Origin of the sequence: Euzebya sp. (assembly GCF_964222135.1) — a bacterium.
In the GTDB taxonomy this organism is placed as follows: Bacteria; Actinomycetota; Nitriliruptoria; order Euzebyales; family Euzebyaceae; genus Euzebya.
Genome location: NZ_CAXQBR010000045.1, coordinates 52,497 through 72,862 on the forward strand (window position 1 = coordinate 52,497; position 20,366 = coordinate 72,862).

General features: G+C 75.5%; 16 protein-coding genes. 8 read left to right on the top strand and 8 right to left on the bottom strand.

Annotation, left to right across the window (positions count from 1 at the left end; genetic code table 11):
• Positions 1-20 precede the first annotated feature (20 nt).
• Positions 21-578, bottom strand: coding sequence for a DsbA family protein (locus tag ACEQ2X_RS10380; protein WP_370325740.1), 558 nt, complete (start codon positions 576-578; stop codon positions 21-23).
• Positions 579-718: 140 nt separating this feature from the next.
• On the opposite strand from ACEQ2X_RS10380, the gene ACEQ2X_RS10385 reads away from it, so the two are divergent.
• On the top strand, positions 719-2,587 hold the full coding sequence (locus ACEQ2X_RS10385) for a trypsin-like serine protease (protein ID WP_370325741.1): 1,869 nt from the start codon (positions 719-721) through the stop codon (positions 2,585-2,587).
• 37 nt (positions 2,588-2,624) lie between these two features.
• Here ACEQ2X_RS10385 and ACEQ2X_RS10390 read toward each other — a convergent pair whose 3' ends face one another.
• Both ACEQ2X_RS10390 and ACEQ2X_RS10395 read right to left on the bottom strand, forming a co-directional pair.
• Positions 2,625-3,635, bottom strand: a complete 1,011-nt coding sequence (locus ACEQ2X_RS10390; RefSeq protein ID WP_370325742.1) for an acyl-CoA dehydrogenase family protein — start codon at positions 3,633-3,635, stop codon at positions 2,625-2,627.
• A 10-nt stretch (positions 3,636-3,645) separates the two neighbouring features.
• Positions 3,646-4,824 carry an acyl-CoA dehydrogenase family protein gene (locus ACEQ2X_RS10395; RefSeq protein WP_370325743.1) on the bottom strand — a complete coding sequence of 393 codons (1,179 nt, stop codon included), beginning with the start codon at positions 4,822-4,824 and terminating at the stop codon, positions 3,646-3,648.
• A 148-nt stretch (positions 4,825-4,972) separates the two neighbouring features.
• On the opposite strand from ACEQ2X_RS10395, the gene ACEQ2X_RS10400 reads away from it, so the two are divergent.
• Positions 4,973-5,947 carry a cell wall-binding repeat-containing protein gene (locus ACEQ2X_RS10400; RefSeq protein WP_370325745.1) on the top strand — a complete coding sequence of 325 codons (975 nt, stop codon included), beginning with the start codon at positions 4,973-4,975 and terminating at the stop codon, positions 5,945-5,947.
• 228 nt (positions 5,948-6,175) lie between these two features.
• Positions 6,176-6,979: an SDR family oxidoreductase gene (locus ACEQ2X_RS10405; RefSeq protein ID WP_370325746.1), complete on the top strand. Its 804-nt coding sequence runs from the start codon at positions 6,176-6,178 to the stop codon at positions 6,977-6,979.
• A 7-nt stretch (positions 6,980-6,986) separates the two neighbouring features.
• Here the strand turns inward: ACEQ2X_RS10405 and ACEQ2X_RS10410 are convergent, their stop codons facing one another.
• Positions 6,987-9,230 carry a protein kinase gene (locus tag ACEQ2X_RS10410; RefSeq protein WP_370325748.1) on the bottom strand — a complete coding sequence of 748 codons (2,244 nt, stop codon included), beginning with the start codon at positions 9,228-9,230 and terminating at the stop codon, positions 6,987-6,989.
• Positions 9,231-9,331: 101 nt separating this feature from the next.
• Here ACEQ2X_RS10410 and ACEQ2X_RS10415 point away from each other — a divergent pair, with 101 nt between their 5' ends.
• The 3 genes from ACEQ2X_RS10415 to ACEQ2X_RS10425 are packed head-to-tail and all read left to right on the top strand — an operon-like array spanning position 9,332 to position 11,947.
• Positions 9,332-10,102: an enoyl-CoA hydratase/isomerase family protein gene (locus tag ACEQ2X_RS10415; protein WP_370325749.1), complete on the top strand. Its 771-nt coding sequence runs from the start codon at positions 9,332-9,334 to the stop codon at positions 10,100-10,102.
• 47 nt (positions 10,103-10,149) lie between these two features.
• Positions 10,150-11,097, top strand: a complete 948-nt coding sequence (locus ACEQ2X_RS10420) for a class I SAM-dependent methyltransferase (RefSeq protein ID WP_370325750.1) — start codon at positions 10,150-10,152, stop codon at positions 11,095-11,097.
• A gap of 10 nt (positions 11,098-11,107) precedes the next feature.
• The gene (locus tag ACEQ2X_RS10425) at positions 11,108-11,947 is read left to right on the top strand and encodes an acyltransferase (RefSeq protein WP_370325751.1); all 840 of its coding nucleotides are present in this window, start codon (positions 11,108-11,110) and stop codon (positions 11,945-11,947) included.
• Positions 11,948-11,953: 6 nt separating this feature from the next.
• Here ACEQ2X_RS10425 and ACEQ2X_RS10430 read toward each other — a convergent pair whose 3' ends face one another.
• A complete protein-coding gene (locus ACEQ2X_RS10430) occupies positions 11,954-14,092 on the bottom strand; it encodes a transglycosylase domain-containing protein (RefSeq protein ID WP_370325752.1) in 2,139 nt (712 codons plus the stop codon).
• Between the two features lie 114 nt (positions 14,093-14,206).
• Between ACEQ2X_RS10430 and ACEQ2X_RS10435 the strand changes: the two genes are divergently transcribed.
• Positions 14,207-15,013: an N-acetyltransferase family protein gene (locus ACEQ2X_RS10435; RefSeq protein WP_370325753.1), complete on the top strand. Its 807-nt coding sequence runs from the start codon at positions 14,207-14,209 to the stop codon at positions 15,011-15,013.
• 12 nt (positions 15,014-15,025) lie between these two features.
• Here the strand turns inward: ACEQ2X_RS10435 and ACEQ2X_RS10440 are convergent, their stop codons facing one another.
• The 3 genes from ACEQ2X_RS10440 to ACEQ2X_RS10450 all read right to left on the bottom strand — a co-directional run bounded on the left by ACEQ2X_RS10440 (position 15,026) and on the right by ACEQ2X_RS10450 (position 18,681).
• Positions 15,026-16,150, bottom strand: a complete 1,125-nt coding sequence (locus tag ACEQ2X_RS10440; protein ID WP_370325754.1) for a PT domain-containing protein — start codon at positions 16,148-16,150, stop codon at positions 15,026-15,028.
• 123 nt (positions 16,151-16,273) lie between these two features.
• Entirely contained in the window at positions 16,274-17,893 is a 1,620-nt protein-coding gene (locus ACEQ2X_RS10445) for a 1,4-alpha-glucan branching protein domain-containing protein (RefSeq protein ID WP_370325755.1), read from the bottom strand.
• Positions 17,890-18,681, bottom strand: coding sequence for a class I SAM-dependent methyltransferase (locus ACEQ2X_RS10450; RefSeq protein WP_370325756.1), 792 nt, complete (start codon positions 18,679-18,681; stop codon positions 17,890-17,892). The genes ACEQ2X_RS10445 and ACEQ2X_RS10450 overlap by 4 nt, the downstream gene beginning before the upstream one ends.
• Positions 18,682-18,702: 21 nt before the next feature.
• Here ACEQ2X_RS10450 and ACEQ2X_RS10455 point away from each other — a divergent pair, with 21 nt between their 5' ends.
• The gene (locus ACEQ2X_RS10455) at positions 18,703-20,361 is read left to right on the top strand and encodes a serine/threonine-protein kinase (protein ID WP_370325757.1); all 1,659 of its coding nucleotides are present in this window, start codon (positions 18,703-18,705) and stop codon (positions 20,359-20,361) included.
• Positions 20,362-20,366: the final 5 nt, after the last annotated feature.

The following is a 20,366-nucleotide window of genomic DNA, read 5'->3' on the forward strand; positions in this document are numbered from 1 at the left end:
CCGTCCACGCGGTGGCGGGCTCAGATCGCGGCGGCGAGCTCGCGGATCTGGGACTCCTCCAGCAGGGCCGGCACCAGGGTCTGGCTGGCCAGCACGACCGGCACGCCCCCCACGCCGTCGCGGCGGTGGGCGGCCATCTCACGTCGGCGCTGGGCCAGGGCCACGCGGTCGGCGAGCAGCGCGGCCACCGGCTCGCGGTCCAACCCGGCGGCGGCGGCGACCTCGACCAGGACCGCCGGGTCGGCGATGTCGCGCCCCTCCCGCCAGTGCGCGGCGTAGACCGCGGCGCGGACGTCGTGGGCCTGCGGCGTCGTCTCGGCGTGGGCGATGAGGACGTGGGCCAGCCCGGTGGGCGGCATGGCCGGCGGACGGCGCAGGACCACGCCCTCCGCCGCCGCGACGTCGGCCAGGTCCTCGAGGGCCGCGAGCACCCCGACATCGACGGGCATGACGACGTCGAGGCCGACGGCCTCGAACCCCTCGAAGGTGACGTCGACCCCGTCGCGGGCCAGGCGGGTGTAGCGCGCGACCGCGATCGCCGACGCCGGGTCGGTCACGTCGTGGAACAGCGTGAGCATCGTGGCGGCCCACCGTATCGGCGAGGCCTCCCCAGGCGTCACAGGGGGCGGTGAGCGCGTCAGCGATCAGCGGACAGGCCGGGGGGCAACCCCGGCGCGTCAGCGCGGGGGTTGGGCTGACGAGAGCGGTCGTGATCCTGGTGTGCGCACTCGCTCTGGCGGTCCCCGCCGGGGCGGCCGAGTACGCCGTGGTCGGGGGGCAGCCAGCCGAACCCGGCGCGTGGCCGTCCGTCGTCGCGCTGGTCCGCGCCGAGGAGCCCGACCGCGTCGTCGCCCAGTTCTGCGGCGGCACCGCGATCGCGTCCGACCTGGTCCTGACCGCCGCCCACTGCTTCCACGACGACACCGCCGAGCGGTGGCGCCACCCCGAGGACATCCGGGTGATCGCCGGACGGACCGAGCTCGGTGCCGCCGGCGGGATCGAGCTGGCCGGCAGCGCGGTCCACCTCCACCCCGACTACGACCCCGTCCAGCGGCGCAACGACGTCGCGGTGCTGCGCGTCTCGGGCGACCTGGGCGTGCCGCCGCAGCCGCTGGTCGCCGAGGGAGCCGACTGGCCGTCAGGTGGTGCGATCGCGACGGTCCTCGGGTGGGGGCGGACCGGCGCCGGGGCCGACGAGGCCTCGGCGACGACCACCCAGCTGCACGCGGCGACGGTCCCCGTGACCGACCCGGGGAGCTGCGGCCAGGCGTTCGGCGGCACCCTGGACCTGCTCCTCCACCTGTGCGCCGGCGGCCCGGGCGCGGTCGACGCGCCGGCGGCCGATTCCTGCCGCGGTGACTCCGGCGGCCCGCTGCTCGCCACGGACCCCGCCGACGGCGTGGTGCGCCAGGTCGGCGTCGTCTCGTTCGGCCCGTCGGTGTGCGGCGTCGGCGATCCGGGCGTGTACGCCCGCCTCAGCACGGCCAGGTCGTTCGTCGACGGCGTCGTCGCCGGCCAGGTCCCCCCGTCGGTGCTGCCGGACACCGGCCCGGCCCCGACCAACCCGGCGCCGCACGGCGAGCCGGTGCGCATCGCCGCGACCGTCGACGGGCCCACCACGGCGATCCCCCAGGCGGTCGCGGCCTCACGAGCGGTCTTCGCGGACGGCGCCGCCCGCCTGGCCGTCGTCGCCCGCGACGACGGGTTCCCGGACGCCCTGGCCGGCAGCACCCTCGCGTACGGGCGCGGCCCGCTGCTCTACACCCCGTCGACCGGCGGGCTGGACCCGCTGACCAGGGCCGAGCTGGTCCGCGCGGTCCGGCCCGGCGCGACGGGGTACCTGCTGGGCGGCGAGGCCGCCGTGCCCGCCGCCGTCGCCGACGAGCTCGCCGCGCTGGGCTTCACGCCCCGCCGGCTGGCCGGCGACACCCGCGAGGCCACCGCCGCCGCGGTCGCCGCCGAGGTCGTCGCCCGGCACGGCAGCGGCCCCCGGCCGCCGTTCGGCACCGCCATCCTGGTCACCTCCGGGTCCTGGCCCGACGCGGTCGTCGCCGGTCAGCTCGCCGTCTGGTGGGGCTTCCCCGTCCTGCTCACACCGCCAGACGTGCTGCACCCGGCCACCGGCCGCGCGCTGGCGGACATGGCGGTCCAGCGGGTCATCGTCGTCGGCGGTGCCGGCGCGGTGTCGGTGCCGGTCGTCGACGGCGTGCGCGACCTCGTGGCCGGGGCGACCGTCACCCGCCTCGCCGGGACCGACCGGACCCGGACGGCCATCGCCGTGGCCCAGTGGCACCGGGCGGAGCTGGCGGGCAGGGACGAGCCAGCCCCCGACACCGTGGCGGCGGTGAACCTCCGCCGCGAGGACGCCTACGCCCACGTCCTCAGTGCGGCGCCGGTCGTCGGCGCCGGCGCCGGGGTCTTCATGCCCGTCGAGGGGGAGGCGGGCGACCAGCTCACCGGCCCGGTCCGCGAGGCGTTCTGCGGCGCCGGGGGACTCCCGCTGGTCATCGGCGGGACCGACCTCGTGTCCGCGGACACCGCCCGCGCCGTCGGCGACGTCCTCGCCGGCCGGTCCTGCGCGCCCTAGCTCCCTCCCCCTCGCCCTCGGGTCAGCCGCCCTCGGTTCAGCGGTCGAGGATCGCGGCGGCGATGCGCTCGCGGTGCCAGGCGGCCGTGCCGTACGCGCCCTCGAGGGCCTTGCCCCGCTTGAGCCACAGGTGCAGGTCGTGCTCCCAGGTGAAGCCGATCCCGCCGTGGGCCTGCAGCGCGTTGGTGTTGGCCAGCCGTGCCGCGTCGCTCGCGTAGGACTTCGCCACGCTGACCGCCTCGACCCGGTCCGGCAGGTCGTGCTGCACCGCGTAGGCGGCGTACCACGTCGCGGCCCGGGAGGTCTCGACCTCGAGGACGGTCTCGGCGAGCAGGTGCTTGACGGCCTGGAAGGAGCCGACCGGCCGGCCGAACTGCTCGCGCTCGGACACGTAGGCGACGCTCATCTCGAGCAGGCGCTGGCCGAGCCCGTTCAGCCAGGACGCGGTCGCGGTCGCGGCGCGGTCGAAGGCGCGGGCGACGTGCGCGGCGTCGTCGGTCAGCAGGGTCGCGTCCGACGTGGTGGCCTCGACCCGGAACACCCGCCGGGCGCCGTCGATGGACGCCGCGGGCGTCGCGGTGAAGGAGTCCGAGCCGACCAGGTGCAGCGCCCCGTCGACCTCGATGAGCAGCGCGTCGGCCACGTCGGCATCGAGCGCGACGGGCTCGTCGCCGAGGCGGACGGTCACGATCGCCTCGCCCGCGGCGATGCGAGGCAGCCACTCCTTGGCGACGGCGTCGCCACCCGCCTCGGCGATGGTCGGCGCGGCGACCGCCGCGGTCTCGAGCAGCGGCTCGGGCAGGTTGGCCCGGCCGGCCTCCTCGAGCAGCAGCGCCATCTCGACGTCGCCCAGCCCGAGGCCGCCGTGGGCCTCGGCGATGGCGACGCCGACGAAGCCGGTCTCGGCCAGCTGGGTCCAGGACGACCGGTCCCGTGGGCCGCGGTCGTCCCACAGCGCGCGGACGGCGGAGGGGGGGTACACGCCGGTGAGGAACTCCCTGGCGCCAGCGGCCAGGTCCTTCGCGTCGTCGGTGAAGTCGAAGTGCACGGTCGTCTCCCTACGTCCCCGCGGCGATGCGGGGCTCCTTGGGCAGCCCCAGCACGCGCTCGGCGATGATGTTCTTCTGGATCTGGGTGGTCCCGGCGTAGATGCACGCGCCGCGGCTGTACCAGTACTTCTTGTGCCAGTCCGTCGCGTCGACGCCGTCGAGCCCGGGGTCCTCGAGCTCGGCGTAGGGGCCCAGCAGCTCCATCCCGGTCTCGAAGATGTCGCGCTCCATCGTGGACCAGTACAGCTTGTTGAGGCTGGCCTCCGGGCCGATCTGCCCGCCGCTCGACAGCGTCGTCAGCGTCCGGTTGCCGTTGTGGCGGAAGACCTGGTTGCGCGCGTGGAGCGCGGCGAGCGCGTCGCGGACCCGCGGGTCGCCGGCGACCCCGCGGGCGCGGGCGATCGCGACCAGGCCGTCGAGGTCCTTCTGGAAGCGGACGTGGCTGCCGAGGCCGGTGCCCCGCTCGAAGCCGAGGGTCGTCATCGCGACCCGCCAGCCGTTGTCGACGCCGCCGACGACGTTGGCCGCCGGCACCCGCACGTCGTCGAAGAAGACCTCGGCGAACCCCGGGTCGGCGTTGATCTGGGTGATCGGTCGGACGTCGATGCCCGGTGTGTGCATGTCGATCGCGAGGTAGGTGATGCCCTTGTGCTTCGGCGCGTCCTGGTTGGTCCGCACCAGCGCGAACATCCAGTCGCCGAAGCGGCCCTGGGAGGTCCAGATCTTCTGGCCGTTCACCACGTAGGTGTCGCCCTCCAGCACCGCGGAGGTCCGCAGCGCCGCGAGGTCCGATCCGGCGTCGGGCTCGGAGAAGCCCTGCACCCAGATGTCGTCGCAGGAGAGGATGCCCGACAGCCACTGCGCCTTCTGCTCGTCGGTGCCGTGGACCATCAGGGTCGGGCCGAACAGGCCGAGCCCTAGGACGTTGATGCGCTGCGGTGCGCCGGAGCGGGCGTACTCCTCGGCGAAGATCGCCTGGGTGAGCAGGTCGGCGTCACGACCGCCGTAGGCGGCGGGCCAGTGGATGGCGGCGTAGCCGGCCTCGTACAGGCTGCGCTCCCAGTCCTTGTAGAGGCCCAGCTCGGCCTCGGAGGTCAGGGGCGGCAGGTCGGTGGGGACGTTGGCCTCGAGCCAGGTCCGCACCTCCTGGCGGAACGCCTCCTGCTCAGGCGTCGGGTTCAGGTCCATTCGGGGTCCTCCCGCGGTTCGGGGGTCCACGGGGCGTGGCCCGTGGGATGACTCGGGTCAGTTTCTATACGCCGCGGCCCGGAGATGCCATCTCAGCTCCTCGACAGCTCCTCGACGCCGGCCCGGTGCGTCGGGCAGACTGCCGGACGTGGGACGGATCGTCGCGGGGACGGGGTCGGTGCTCGTCCTCGTGCTGGTGCTCGCGCTCCCCGCAGTCGCCCAGCCCCCCGAGATCCGCCGGTTGGCCGGTCCGACGCGCATCGAGACGGCGATCGCCATCTCGGCCGACACCTACGGCGCGGGCCGCGCCGGCGCGGTCGTGCTCGCACGATCCGACGCCTTCCCCGACGCGCTCGCGGGCGGACCGCTCGCGGCGAGCGTCGACGGACCGCTGCTGCTGACCCCGTCCACGACCCTCGCGCCGGTGACGCTCGAGGAGATCCGCCGCGTCCTCCCCGCCGGCGGCACCGTCCTGGTCCTCGGCGGCGAGTCGGCGATCAGCGCCGCGGTGGAGTCCGCCGTCGCCGACGCCGGGTACGCGACCAGGCGGCTGGCGGGATCGAACCGGATCGAGACGGCGCTCGCCATCGCGCGCGCAGCCGCCCCCCGCCCGGGGTTCATCACCGTCGCCACCGGCAACGACTTCCCGGACGCGCTGATCGGCGGGGCCCTCGCCACCACGTTCGCCGACGGCGTGCTGCTCCTGACCGACGCCGACCGGCTGCCCGCGACGGTCGACGCGTACCTCGACGAGCACGCCACCGCCGACGTGGTCACGGTCGGCCCGGCGGCGGCCGCCGCGGTCCCGGAGGCGTTCACCGTCAGCGGTGACACCCCGTCGCTGCGCTCGGTCGCCGCTGCCGAGACGTTCTACGGCGGGATCGACCCCTCCGGCGTGTCGGTGGCCAGCGTGGAGGACTACCCCGACGGTCTGGCCGGCGCGCCCCACGCCTTCGACGCCGGCAGCCTGCCCCTCCTCCTCACCCCCTCCGAGCAGCTGCCCCAGCGGCACGTCGACTACCTCTCGTCACTCGACGCCCGGGGCCGGTCCTACGTCTACGGCGGGGCCCGGGCGGTCGAGGACGCGGTGGTCGAGCAGATGCGCGCCGCGCTGACGCGCTGACGGGGCTCCGTCGCGCGTCGGGCGTCCCGCGATGCGCCCGTGGGTCGATGGCGGGAGGGTTCGCGGCTCCCCGGGTCCCGCGATGCGCCCGTGGGTCGATGGCGGGAGGGTGCGCGGATCCCCGGGTCCCGTCGTGCGCCCGTGGGGCGATGGCGGGCGGTCGCCCGGCCCGTCGCGCGCGGCCGCGTAGGGTGAGGCGTCGCATCGGGCGGCGAGGAGAGGACGGCGATGCCGGTACTGGTCACGGGGGTCGAGGGGGCGGTCGGTCGCCGGGCGGTGCACCAGCTGGCGGCCGGCGGTGGGGAGGTCCGCGCGTTCGTGCAGGCCGATCTCGCCGCCCCCGCGCGCAGCGAGGCCCTGGCCGGGTCCTACCGCCAGCTCGGTTGCAAGGTCGCCCACGGCCACCTGGACGACGAGGCCCACCTGGAGACCGCGCTCGAGCAGGTCCACACCGTGCTGCACCTCCTCGGTCGTCCGACCGACGACCCGGCGGCGCACCTCGACGCGACCGCCACGGTCGTCAGCGCGGCGATCGGGGCGGGGTGTCGCCGCCTGGTGCTGCTGAGCGACCTGGCGATCGCCCAGGTCGCTCAGAACCCCTGGCTCGAGGCCCTGGCGGAGGCCGAGGAGCTGGCCGCCGACGCGCCCCTCGAGAGCGTCGTCCTGCGCTGCGCGGTCATCGTCGGGCCGGACGACCCGCTGACCGCGGCGCTGGCCGCGGGCGCGCTCGGCGACGATCCCCCCGGCGCCCACTGGCCGGTCTCCTGGATCGACGTCGCCACCACGGCGGTCCTGGCGGACGCCGAGCGCGACCTCGACACCTCGCTGCACGTCGAGGCGTCCCTGACCGGGCCCGCTCGCGTGACGACCGCCGACCTCGCCCGCCGCCTCGCCGAGCTGGTCGCGCACGAGCCCGAGGCCCCCGCGGGCGGGGCACTCCCCGCCCACGCCGCCGACCTGCTGACCCGCACCACCGAGCGGCCCGAGGGCGCGCTCATCAGCCAGGGCACCCCGATCGACGCCGGCTGGTAGCCGCCCCTCAGGCGGGGCAGGCCTGCCCGGCCCAGGCCGGATCGGTCACCGCCCCCACCCCCTCCGGCAGGGGGATCTCCGCGGTGTCGCCCGCGCCGTCGAGCGGCGCCACCGCGATGCGCGGCCCCTCCGGCAGGTCCACCTGGTAGGCGATCCAGTCACCGCAGGGGGAGGGGTCGGCGTCCTTCGCGTCGACGCCGTCCGCCTGGGCGACGACCCGGCTGGTCGCGAGCGCGAGCTCGAGGACCTGGACGACCGCGGCATCGGTCGACGGGTCACCGCGGGAGGAGTAGACCAGGTCACCGGCGCGGGTGTACGCCGGGTGGAAGGCGTCGCCCTCCGCCACGCCGAGCACCGGTTCGGGCGGCCCGCTGACCGGGTCGACGCTCCACAGGCGGAGCCCGTCCGGTCCCCCGGCCACGTGGAAGGTCACCACACCTCCGTCCGGTGACCAGGTGGGTCGCTGGGCGATGGTCCCGCCGCCCTGGGCGGCCAGCAGCACGGGCAGCCCGAGCGGCCGGGGTTCGGCGCCCAACTCGAGGACGACGAGGTCCCGCGCGCCATCCGCGGCGGGCGCGCTGAACACGAGCTGCGAGCCGGTCGGGTCCCACGCCGGGTCGCTGTGCCCGCCGTCGTCGGTCAGCGGCTGCGGCTCGCCGCCGTCCAGCCCGAGGAGCACCAGTCCGGCCTCGCTGGCGACGACCAGCTCGTCAGTCCCGGGGCGCCAGGCGGGCTGCGCCGCGCCGGGCACGCGCCCGGCGGTCACGTCCACCGGCGCCTGGCCGTCGGTGGCCTGGGCCCACACCTCGCCGTCGGCGACGAAGGCGACGAGTCCCTGCGCCTCCGGCGCGGCCCCCTCGGCCGTCGCCGTGTCCCCGTCATCGCCTCCGGCTGTCGCCGGGTCGTCCACGAGATCGCCCGCCGCCGTCGTCTCGACGGCGCCGTCGGGCTCCGCCGCCTCGGCGACCTCGTCACCCGCCACCTCTGCGGCGCTGGCCTCATCCGACAGGCTGACGTCGTCGTCGCCGGTCGCGACCAGGTAGGCGACGATCGCCGCCGCGAGCAGGAGCAGCACCACGGCGATGGCCGCGATGACGCCGTTCCGGTTGGGCGAGGGCGGCGCCTGGGCCTGCGGGGACGGCAGGCCGGGGGGCAGACCCGGTGGGTACCCCGGCGGTCCCGCGGGCCCGGGCGCGGTGGGGGGCGGGCGGGTGTCGTCCATCGGCACGGCACCGGCGTGGGGGGGGGGCGGCCCGCTCGCGGCCGAGGCGACCCCCGACGTGGTGGCCGAGGCCGCGGGTGGCGGAGGCGCCGACCCGGACCGTCCCGTCCCCTCGAGTGCGGCGACCGGCGGCTCGGGGGTCGAGCGGGGGGCCGAGGTGCCCAGGCCGAGCTCCCGGGTGACCGCGTCCATGAAGTCCCCGCACGTCGGGAACCGGTCCTGCGGCTTCTTCGCGAGCGCCCGGGCGAAGATCGCGTCGAGGCCCGGCGACCACCGCCCGCCCGGCTGTGCTGAGAACGGCGGCACCGGGTCGTTCAGGTGCTTGCTGAGCAGCGAGAGCGTGGACCCGCCGCTCGGGGTGAAGGGGAAGGTGCCGGTCAGGCACTCCCACAGCACGCAGGCGAGGGAGTACTGGTCGCTCGCCGGGATCGCCTTCGACTCGATCTGCTCCGGCGACATGTACAGCAGGGTCCCGACGAACTGGCCGGTCCGGGTGACCGTCACCTGCGCGGAGGACCGGACCAGCCCGAAGTCGGTCAGGTAGACGTGCGGGCGCCGTCGGGGTCCTCCGTAGCGCTCGGGCTCCCACCCCTCCAACAGGATGTTCGCCGGCTTGACGTCGCGGTGCGCGAGCCCCTGGGCGCCGGCGGCGTCCAGCGCATCGGCCACCGCGGCGCAGATGAGCACGGCCTCGGCGGGCTCGAGGCGGCCCCCGCGGTCGCTGAGCACCCGCTCGAGGTCCGGGCCGTCCACGTAGGTCATCACCAGGTAGGGGATGCCCTCGTGCTCGCCGGCGTCGAAGACGCTGATGATGTTGGGGTGCCGGACGGCTGCGGCGCCCTGCGCCTCACGGCTGAACCGCTCGCGGAACACCCCCTCGTCGGCGTAGAGGGGGCTCAGGGTCTTGACCGCCACCCGGCGGTCGAGCACCTCGTGGTCGGCCATGTACACGATCCCCACGGCCCCCCGCCCCGCCACCTGGCGGATCGTGTAGGGGCCGATCCTCGTGCCGGGCCTGAGGTCGTCCATCACCCCGCAGCCTAGAACCCCGGGCGCCTCGGGATCGGGGTGTCCTGCAGGCCGGGCGTAGACTCCCCGACCAGCCGTCCGAGCCGAGCCGAGGGGTTGCCGTGGGAGAGTTCGTCAGCGTCCAGACCGACGACGGGGTCGCGACGATCCGGATCGACCGGGCGCCCGTCAACGCCCTGAACGTCCAGATGTGGGGCGAGTGCGCCGACGCCGCCCGCCAGGTCGCGACCGACGACGACGTGCGCGCCGTCGTGCTGTGGGGCGGCCCGAAGGTCTTCGCCGCCGGCGCGGACATCAAGGCGATGCGCGAGATGTCCTTCACCGACGCGTTCGCCCACGCCGGCGAGCTGCAGGAGGCCTTCCGGACCCTGGCCGAGGTCCCGAAGGTCGTCATCGCCGCGGTCAACGGCTACGCCCTGGGTGGCGGATGCGAGCTGGCGCTCACCGCGGACTTCCGGTACGCGGCGGACAACGCGAAGTTCGGCCAGCCCGAGATCAAGCTGGGGCTGATCCCGGGCGCCGGCGGCACTCAGCGCCTCGCCCGGCTGATCGGTACCCAGGCGGCCAAGGAGTGGGTCTACGGCGGGGAGATGTACGACGCCGAGACCTGCCGCCAGCTGGGCCTCGTCGACCGGATCTACCCGGCCGACGAGGTGTACGACCGCGCCGTCGAGTCCGCCCGCGCCTACGCAGCCGGCCCCTACGCGCTGCGGATGGCGAAGAAGGCGATCGACGAGGGGATGGGCCTCGACCTGGCCTCGGCGCTCAAGCTCGAGACCGAGCTGTTCGCCGCCACCTTCGCGACCCGGGACCGCGAGATCGGCATGGACGCGTTCCTCGCGAAGGACCGCGCCGAGTTCACCCAGCGCTGAGCCGGCCGGATCCCCGACCCCCAGGCCCGACCACCCAGGAGCAGTCCATGGCCGCACCCACCACCACCGACGTCCCGCGGGACCCCCGCCGGGACAACATCGTCTACCACGACTGGGAGGCGCTGACCTACGACGAGAAGTGGTCGATCAGCTTCGACGAGCGCTGCATCGACTACGCGGTCGGCCGCTTCGCCGCGGCGCTCGGCGGCACGCCGCGCCGCTTCGAGCGGGTCCTCGAGGTCGGCGGGGGGACCGGGTTCTTCCTGCTCAACGTCGCCCAGGCCGGCTACGTCGGCGAGGCGTGGACGACCGACATCTCCGAGCAGATGGTGAAGACCTGCATCGCGAACGGGCGGCGCCTCGGCATCGAGGTGCAGGGTCGGGCGGCGGAGGCGGAGTCCCTCCCCTTCGACGACGCGAGCTTCGACCTGGTGATGGGCCACGCGTTCATCCACCACGTCCCCGACCTCGAGGCGGCGTTCGCCGAGTTCCGCCGGGTCCTGAAGCCCGGCGGTCGGCTGATCATCGCCGGCGAGCCGACGCTCCTCGGCGACGCGGTCGCCAACCAGTTCAAGCGGGTGACCCGCCTGGGCATCAAGGCCGCCGCGGCGGTCCTCGGCCACGACCGGGTCCTGGCCCCGCCCCACCACGCGCCGGAGGACGCCGACGCCGCGGCCCTCGAGCAGCACGTCGACCTCCACATCTTCACCCCCGCGGAGCTGGAGCGGCTCGCCACCACCGGCGGGTTCACCGACGTGGAGACCGTCACCGAGGAGCTGACCGCGAACTGGTTCGGCTGGGTGACCCGCACGGCCGAGGCGATGCTCGCCGACGGCATCCTGCCGCCCAGCTACCCCCTGTTCGCCTACCGGGTGTGGCGGTCGCTGTTCTGGCTCGACTCCCACGTGCTCGACCGGGTCGTGCCGAAGGACCACTGCTACACCGCGATCCGGACCGCGGTGCGGCCGCCGGCGGGCGCGGACGACCGCGGCTGAGCGGGTCGGCGTGTCCGCGGAGCTCTCACCCTCCGAGGCCGAGCAGCTCGGCCGCGACATCGCCCACGCCCGCGCGGACGCCGCGGTGCGGGCCGCCACCGCCCGGGAGGCCACCGCCCGCGCGACGTTGATGGGCATCGACGCCGGCGTGCGGGTGCCCGGCGTCCCGCCCCTCCCCTCCCGCACCCGGTGGGGGTGGCGGCGCAGCGTCCGCTTCGCCGTCGAGCGGCGCATGGACACCCCGGAGTACCTGGCCCTCTACAGCCGCCACCTGGCCCAGCGCCTGCGCCACCCGCACGTCGTGATGGGCGGGATGGTGTTCATGGGCCGCCGCGTCGAGCTGCGTGCCCGCCGCGGCCACGGGAACCTCGAGCTGGGCGCCTGGTGCTGGATCGGCGACGACAACAAGCTGCGCGCCCACGAGGGGAACCTCCGCCTGGGCCCGAAGGTGGTCATGGGTCGCGACAACGTGATCAACACCTACCTCGACATCGAGATCGGCACGAACGCGCTGCTCGGGGACTGGATCTACATCTGCGACTTCGACCACCTCTACGACCGCCTCGACGTCCCGATCAAGGCCCAGGGGCTGGTCAAGACGCCGGTGCGGGTGGGCGCGGACGTGTGGGTGGGGGAGAAGGCGTCGATCCTGCGCGGCGCCGACGTGGGGTCGGGGTCGGTCGTGGCCAGCCAGGCGCTGGTGAAGGACCGGATCCCGCCGTTCTCCATCGTCGTCGGCACGCCGGCCCGGGTGATCCGGAGCCGCCTGCCCGACGGCATGACCGTCGAGGAGGGCCTGGCGCTGCAGCGCGCCGGCCACCCCCTCCCCGGCGACCCGCTGGAGGGTTGAGGGCGCTCAGCCGCCCAGCAGCTCGCCGATCAGCCCGCCGGGACCGGGCGGGTCCTCCTCGGGCGGCGGCTCCGGCTCTGGCGGTGGTGCGGCGGGCGGCGGAGGGGCGACCGGCTCGGGCTGGGGGTCCGGCTGGGGTGGCGCGGGAGGGGGCGGCGCGGGCGCCGGTGGTGGGGGAGGGGGCGGTGGCGGCGGTGCGGGACCGGCCGGCGGGGTGCGGCGTTCGACGCCGTCGTCGTCGCCGACCTCCGGCGCGGGGAAGTCGCGGGGCGCCACGTCCGCCAGCAGGCCGGTCGCGAGGTCGGCCCACATCCGCGCGGGCAGCTGCCCGCCGTAGCAGGCTCCGCCGCAGCCGTCGAGGCCGCGCAGCGGCACGTCGCCGTCGCGGTGGCTGACCATGACGGCGAGGGACAGGTCGGGGGTGTAGCCGGCGAACCACACCTGCGTCGAGTCGCTCGTGGTCCCGGTCTTGCCCGCCTGGGGACGGCCGATCGCCGCCCGCGTGCCGGTCCCGCCGTCGACGACCGCCCTGAGCGCGGTCGTGGCCCGTCGCGCCACGCCGGCCGGGACGGCGCGGTGGCACCGACCGAGCTCCTCGGCCTCGGGCACCGCCCAGCCGGCCGCCACCATCGACAGGTGCCACGCCTCGACGTCTGCGGGGTCGGGCTGGCGCGGATCGGGGACCGCGACCGGCTGGCCGTCGGCGTCGGTGATCCCGCGGATGACCCGAGCGGGGCAGGCCACCCCGTCGTTCGCCAGCGCCCCGAACGCGCTGGCCATGTCGAGGGGGGTGACCGACGCGGTACCGAGCACCTGGGTCAGGTCGTCGTCGCGCAGCGTCGAGCGGACCCCGAGCCGTCCGGCGGCCTCGACCATCGCCGGGACGCCGACGGACTCGGCGACCTGGGCGAAGACGGTGTTGATCGAGCTCGACGTCGCCTGGGCGAGGCTGCAGCGGCCCCCGCACCCGCCGCCGCGGGGTTCCCAGTCGCCGATGCGGATCTGCGCGGGCGCCGCCCAGGACGAGTCGAGGGCGTACCCCTGCTCGAGGGCGGCCACCAGCGCGAACACCTTGAACGTCGACCCGCTCGGCCGTCCGTAGTCGCTGGACAGGGCGAGGTCGACCTGGGACTCAGCGAAGTCCCGACCCGACCAGGCGGCGAGCACGTCCCCGGTGGAGGGGTCGAGGGCCACGGCGGCCGGTTCGACGGCGGGGTCGGCGGGCAGGTGGCCGGCCATGCGGCGCTCGAGCTCGTACTGGTCGTCGAGGTCGACGGTCGACTGGATCGCCAGGCCGCCGTGGTACAGCCGGTCCGGGCCGATCGTCGCCAGCAGCTGGCGGCGGATCTCCTCGACCAGGTACGGCGCCGCCGGCGGGGGACGGCGGACGGGGGAGAGGCCGAGCGGCTCGGCCTGGGCCGCCGCGACGTCCGCGGCGCTCGCGAAGCCGTGCGCCGCCATCTCGGCCAGCACCACGTCGCGGCGCCGGCGGGTGCCCTCGGGATCGTCGACCGGCGACCAGTCGGCTGGCCGGCCGAGCGTCGACGCGAGCGTGGCGGCCTGCGCCAGCGTGAGGTCGGCCGCCGGCACCCCGAAGTAGGTGAGCGCTGCGGCCTGCGCCCCGTACGCCCCCTCCCCGAAGTACACCCGGTTGAGGTAGGCGGCGAGGATCTCGTCCTTCGACCGCTCCTTCTCGAGCTGGACGGCCAGCACCGCCTCGCGGACCTTGCGCCGGAACGTGCGCTCGGACCCGGTGAACGTCAGCTTCACGTACTGCTGGGTCAGGGTCGACGCGCCCTCGACGATCTCCCCCCGCCGGACGTTCTGCCACACCGCCCGCAGCACGCCCGCCGGGTCGACCCCGCGGTGGTCGTAGAAGCGGTGGTCCTCGGTGGCGACCACCGCGTCGCGCAGGTGCGGGCTGATGCCGGCGAGGGCCACCTCGGCGTGGCTGACGTCGGCGACGAAGCTGTGCCAGGGCGTCCCGTCGGCGTCGAACAGCACCGAGGGCCGTCCGAGCGGCCGCTCGGGCGGGAGGTCCCAGTCGATGTGCAGCACCGCCAGGGCGGCGACCAGCGCGAGCAGGGCACCGCCGACGACCACCACCCCGGTGGCGATCGCCAGCCGGACCACGATCCGCCGCACGACGCCACCCTACCCCCGCGCGAGGCGGGGGTGACTAGTCATCTGCGGTGGTCGTCGCCATCCGTCCGTGCGCGGGGCTCGGTGCGGCCGCCGCCGCTGGTTACCGTGGTGGGTGTGGACCCCACCGAGGAGATCGACCCGTCGCCCGAGCGGGCTGCGCCGGCCCGTCGTCGGGTGCGGGGCGGGCGCGTGCCCGACGGCGTCCGCGAGGTGCCGCTGCGCGACGGCTCGCGGATGTGGGTCAGACCGATCCAGCCCGATGACCGCGAGCGGATCGTGGAGGGGCTCGCCCAGCTGTCCGCCCGGTCCCGCTACCTGCGCTTCCACAGCCAGGTGGACCACCTGACGCAGTCCCAGCTCGACTACCTCGTCGACGTCGACCACGTCGACCACGAGGCCCTGGTGGCCCTCGACCCCGACGCCGAGGGGACGCCCGGGGTGGCGATCGCCCGGTACATCCGCCTGCGCGACGACCCCGACGTCGCCGAGGCCGCGATCACCGTCCTCGACGAGTACCAGGGGCGCGGGATCGGCACGTCGCTGGTCGGCCTGCTCGAGCAGGAGGCCCGCGAGCGGGGCATCGGGACCTTCCGCAACTACGTGCTCGCCGAGAACCAGCCGATGCTCGAGATCTTCCGCCAGCTCGGCGGGCACCTCGAGGTCGAGGGGCCGGGGCTGTACCGCGTCGACCTCCCCATCCCCGACGTCGACGAGGTCCGGCCGGACACCCCGGCCGGTCGTCTGGTCGCGTCCCTCGGGCGCAGCGGGGAGGAGCGCCACGACACCTGGCTCTACCCGATCATGTGGGCGGCCCGCAAGGTCATCGGCGCGGACGCCGGCCCGGCCCCCGATGTGGAGGGGATCGGGCCGGCGCGGCTGCTCAAGGCCCTGAAGCGGGAGCCCGGCGAGCGGGGCCGGTAGGCGAGCCCCCGGTCAGAGCTCGATGACGCTGATCTCGTACTCGCCGTAGCGCTCGCCGAAGGCCTGGGCGACGATCGTGTAGTTCCCGTCGACCGGCAGGGTGATCTCCAGCCGCGAGTCGGGGAAGTCGCCGCCGTCGTCGTCACGACCGATCTCGACGCCGTTCGGGTCCTCGATCGAGACGACGGGGTCGACGGCGTCGTCGAGGCCGCGCATCGAGATGACGATCGTCTGGCCCGCCGTGCCGGCGTAGTCGTAGACGATCTGCGGGGTGGAGGCGCTCAGCACGTCGACGGCGGACAGCACCGACGGGAAGTCGAGGGTGATCTCGAAGGTGCCGGTGGTGCCGGCGAACGACGTCGCCTCGATCCGGTACTCGCCGTCGGCCGGCAGGTTCGCCTGGATGCGGGAGTCGAACGCGTCCGGCAGCCCCGCCGCGTCGTCGTTCTCCGCCACGATCGCGCCGTCGGGTCCGTACAGCACCAGCTTCGGGTCGAGCGCGTCGTCGGTCGCGATCATCGTGATCACGACCTCCTCGCCGGTGACGCCGTCGAAGAAGAAGTCCACCGTGGGTGCGGAGGCCGTGATCTGCCCGGTCGCGACGTCGCCCATCGCCATCCCGTCCCCGCCCGCGGGCGGTGCGGGCGGCACGGCCGGCGGGGCCGGCGGCGGCTCGGGAGCGGTCGCGGTCGCCGTCGGCTCCGGCTCGTCCGTGGGCTCGTCGGTCGGCTCGTCCGTGGGCTCGTCGGTGGGCTCCTCGGTCGGCTCGTCGGTCTCGGTGGCCTCGTCGGTCTCCTCGGTCTCGGTGTCGCTGAGGGCGACGTCGCCGTCGTCGTCGCCGCGCAGCAGGAAGAACGCGCCCGCCGCGCCGGCCAGGATCAGCACGCCGGCGATGATCCCGACGATCAGCGGCGTGTTGGACTTCTTCTCCGGGCCCTGGAAGCCACCGGGTCCGCCGTAGCCCGGGGGTGGACCGCCGCCGTAGCCGGGGGGCTGGCCGCCGCCGTAGCCCGGGGGCGGCGCACCGCCGTAGCCGGGCGGCGGCTGCTGGCCGGGGAACGGCTGCGTCGGGGGGTTCTGCTGGCCGGGGTTGTACCCACCGGGCTGCCCGAACGGCGGGGGAGGCTGGTTCGACACACGACGTCCTTCTGCTGCGGGTTGCGGTCACCGCCGAGGGCGCCACGCCCCCCGATGACCGGGGAGCAGAGTGCCCCACGCCTGCGCAGCGGGCAAGCCAGGTCACCCAGCGTCAGGGAGTTGTCATCCGCCGATCGGGACCGGGCAGGGGCGTCGGCTGGGGTCGTCGTGCCAGGCCAGCTCCTCGAGGTCCTGGCCGGCGCAGGCCTGCTCGAAGCGGGCGAGGTGGGTCTTGACCCGCTCGACGGCGTACTGCGTGGACTGGTCGCGGGCGATCATGAACGGCCAATCGGACGCCTGCAGCATGGTCAGCTGACGCCACGCCGCGTCCCGGGCCGGTCCGTCGGCGAGGGTCGCGAAGCGGTCCTCGGCCGCCCGGATCTCCTGCCAGATCCACCGGGTCTCGTCGGTGACCCACGCCGCGTGCCCCTTGCCCCAGCCCCAGGAGGACTCGGGGAGCCGCAACCTGGCGGCCGGGGGCCGGCGCGCGAGGTGACCCGCGAGGGTGGTCGTGCCCACGGTCGGGTCGTCCGCCAGCCGGCGCAGCACGGCCTCGAGCCACTGCGGGCCCTCGTACCACCAGTGACCGAACAGCTCGGTGTCGTAGGCGGCCACGACGACGGCGTCGTCGTCCCGCGGGTCGAGGTGGGCGTGGAGCAGCCCGACGAAGTCGTCGGCGTGTGCGGCGACGCGGGCCGCGGCGGCATCCGGCTCGTAGGGCTGCTTGGCGAGGCTCGAGGTGTCGGTCACCCGCCACGACTTGAAGCCGCCCTCGAGGTCGATCGCGTGGAAGTCGCGGTACCACACGTCCGCCGGGTACCCGCCGTGGGGGTTCCACACCGCGTACGACACCGCGAGGTTCCGCCCGAACGCCGCGACGTCGGAGTCGGCGATCCACACCGGCCGGTCGAGCACGTCGAGGGGATCGCCGACCGCGTGGAGGTCCCGGGCCGTCCGCGCCCACTCGCGGTCGGCCGCGCCGGCCGGACGGGCGAGGGTCGGCCCGTCGAGGACCAGGTGGTCGACACCCGCTTCGGCCCAGAACGCCTCGAGCCCGGGCAGGTCGACCGCCGAGGGGACGAGCAGCGGCGTGCCGTCCGGCCGCACGTCGTGGGGCGGGGCGGTCGGGTCGCCGACCGGACCGGCCGGCCGGTAGCCGCACTCGGGAGCCCACACGCCCGTGGGTCGCCGCCCGGTCAGGGCCTCCCCCACGTCGAGGCCGGCGCTGATCTGCCCGCGGATCAGCGAGGGGTCCGCCATCAGCGGCAGGTACGGGTGGGTCGCCGGGCCGCCGAGGAGCTCGATGACGCCGGCGTCGGCGAGCCGGGCGAACGGCGCCACCAGCCCCTCGCCGAGGAGCCCGTCCTCGAGCTGGGTGAGGAGCCGGGCCTGGCGCTGTGCGTGGTGCCGCCAGACCGGCCCGAGCACGGCCTTGTCCGACGCCGGGGCCGCGGACATGGTCCACTGCAGGTCGAGGACGCGCCGGCCCAGCCAGGAGTGGAACTCCGCGAGCAGGTACGGGTCGGCCATCTGCTCGGCCAGGACGGGCGTGAACCCGATCGTCATCACGTCGGTCAGGCCGTCGGCGGCCAGGCGCTCGAGGGTGTCGAGGAGCGGCAGGTAGGACTCCGACCAGGACTGGAACAGCCACTCCTCCCCGACCGGGAAGACCCCGTTGCGCCGGAACCACGGCAGGTGGCTGTGGAGGACGAACGCGACCGACCCGCCCCCTCCCCCGCTCACGTCCCGTCACCCCGCCGGGCGATGACGAGGAGGTCCAGGCAGTCGTCGACCTCCGGTGCCTCGGGCGGCGTGTCGACCCAGCGGAAGTCCGCCGGGGTGGTGCGGCGGACCGCGGCGTGCAGCCACGGCTCCCAGGACTCGGGTGGGCTCAGGACGAGGTCGGTGAACCGCGCGCCCGTGGCCCGCTCGACGGCCCGGATGCGGGGTCCGTGGTACAGCCCGAGGACCCGCGTGACGTCGAAGGACCCCACGTCGCGGAGCCGGGCGACCAGCTCGTCGGCGGTGAACTCCTCGACGTGGAAGATGTTGGTCGGCTCGTGGCTGTGCGGGGTGAACGTGAGGCGGTTGGGCGTGGCGACGCACAGCTCGCCACCGGGTCGCAGCAGCCGGCGGGACTCGGCGAGGAAGCGCGGGACGTCGGGGAGGTGCTCGATGACCTGGAGGTTGACGACCACGTCGGCGCGGCCCGGCTCCAGGCCGGTGTCGCAGATGTCGGCCTGCACGAACCTCCGGGACGGGTAGGCGCGGCGGGCGTGGGCGACGACGTCGGCGACCAGCTCCACGCCGACGACGTCCGCGGCGGTCCGGCCCAGCAGGTCGGTCCCGTACCCCTCGCCGGCGCCGGCGTCCACCACCACGCGGCCCCGGTAGCGGGCGGCGGCGAGCTCGTAGGCGACGACGTGGCGCTGGAACCAGTAGTTCTCGACCGCGACGCCCGGCACGGTCCGCTCGCCGGTGAGGGGCAGGGTCGAGACGGTCTGGGTCTCGGCGGTGGGGGTCGCGGACATGGCGGACGAGGGTACCTCCGGGTGCGTCGCGCCCTGCCCGGGTACACCAGCGGGGACATGGCCGACGTCGACCGCGGGCGCGAGCCCACCATGATCGATCCGCTGCGCGCGGACACCGCGCGGGTGCCGCTGCGCCCGGCCGGGCGCGAGGCCAGCCGGGACGTCATCGCCGGCCGGTACGCGCTGGGCGAGCGGATCGGCCGCGGCGGCATGGGGGAGGTGTGGCGCGCCCACGACCGGACGCTCCAGCGGGACGTCGCGGTCAAGCTGCTCCACGACCACCTCGCCGACGACGCCGACGCCCGCGAGCGGTTCGCGGCCGAGGCGACCCGGTCCGCCCGCCTGACCCACCCGCGCGTCGTCCGGATCCTCGACGCCGGGGAGGACGGCGACGACGCCTTCCTGGTGATGGAGCTGATCGACGGCGCCTCCCTCGACGAGGTGATCGGCGCGCCGCTCGGCTCCGACGTGGTCCGCCAGCTCGGCATCGACCTCGCCGAGGCGCTGGCCGCCGCCCACGCCGCCGGGATCGTCCACCGGGACGTCAAGCCGTCGAACGTGCTGCTCGCCGCCGACGGGGCCAGGCTCAGCGACTTCGGGGTCGCCCGCGCGGTGGACGAGACCTCCCGGACGGCCCCCGGCCAGCTGCTCGGGACCGCGGCCTACCTCTCGCCGGAGCAGGCGCAGGGCGGTGACGCGTCCCCGGCCAGCGACGTGTACGCGCTCGGCTGCGTGCTCTACGAGGCGGCGACCGGCCGTCGCCGCTACGACGTGGAGGGGCCGCTGCAGGTCGCGCTGGCGCGCGTGGGCGCCGACACCCCGGTGGATGACCTGACCCCGCACGTGGACGTCGACCTCGCCCGGGCGATCGTCGCGCTGCTGCACCCCGACCCGACGGTGCGGCCCGCCGACGGCGCGGCGGCCGCGGCCCTGCTGGACGCCGGGGGCGGACCGGCTGCTCGCCAGCCCGCGCCGGTGGCCGGGTCGTCGGTGGCTGGGGCGCCTGCGCCGGCGCCTCGCCCGGTGCCGCCCGCGGGGGAGGGCGACGACGACCCCACCCTGGCCCCGCGTGGTGGGGCGCCTGCGGGGGTCGCTGAACGGCCGGGCGGCAGGCGGGCGTGGTGGGTGCTGGCACTGCTCGGGGTGGTCGCGGCGGTCGTCATCGGCCTGGCGGCCCTCGAGGGTGCCGACGACACCGGGGGCGCGGGTGCGCCGGCGGTGGGCGATGCGGCACCCGCCGCGCCGGTGACCGCCCAGCTGACGTCCTTCGACCCGGCCGGAGGGGGTGCGGAGCACGAGGACGAGGTCCCGCTGCTGACCGACGGCGACCCCGCCACCGCCTGGACGACCGAGGGGTACGACACCGCCGCGTTCGGGAACCTCAAGCCCGGGGTGGGCATCCTCGTCGACCTCGGCCAGCCCGTCGCCGTCGCCGAGGTCCGCCTGGACGGGATGGCGGCCGGCCAGGACCTCCAGCTCCGCACCGCCGAGTCCCGGCCGACGGGCATCGACGCCACGACCGAGGTGGCGGCGGTCACCGACGCGGGTGCGGCCGCGTCCCTCACCCCGCCGGAGCCGATCACGACCCGGTGGCTGGTGGTGTGGCTGACCGGGGAGCTGCCCGCCGGCGACGGCCGCTTCCGCGGGCAGGTCGGCGAGCTCGAGGTCGTCCCGGGCTGAGCGGG

Excerpts from the sequence above, each read along its gene's own strand:
- ACEQ2X_RS10380 (WP_370325740.1), bottom strand. The coding sequence starts at position 578 with ATGCTCACGCTGTTCCACGACGTGACCGACCCGGCGTCGGCGATCGCG.
- ACEQ2X_RS10395 (WP_370325743.1), bottom strand. The coding sequence starts at position 4,824 with ATGGACCTGAACCCGACGCCTGAGCAGGAGGCGTTCCGCCAGGAGGTG.
- ACEQ2X_RS10405 (WP_370325746.1), top strand. The coding sequence starts at position 6,176 with ATGCCGGTACTGGTCACGGGGGTCGAGGGGGCGGTCGGTCGCCGGGCG.
- ACEQ2X_RS10410 (WP_370325748.1), bottom strand. The coding sequence starts at position 9,230 with ATGGACGACCTCAGGCCCGGCACGAGGATCGGCCCCTACACGATCCGC.
- ACEQ2X_RS10420 (WP_370325750.1), top strand. The coding sequence starts at position 10,150 with ATGGCCGCACCCACCACCACCGACGTCCCGCGGGACCCCCGCCGGGAC.
- ACEQ2X_RS10450 (WP_370325756.1), bottom strand. The coding sequence starts at position 18,681 with ATGTCCGCGACCCCCACCGCCGAGACCCAGACCGTCTCGACCCTGCCC.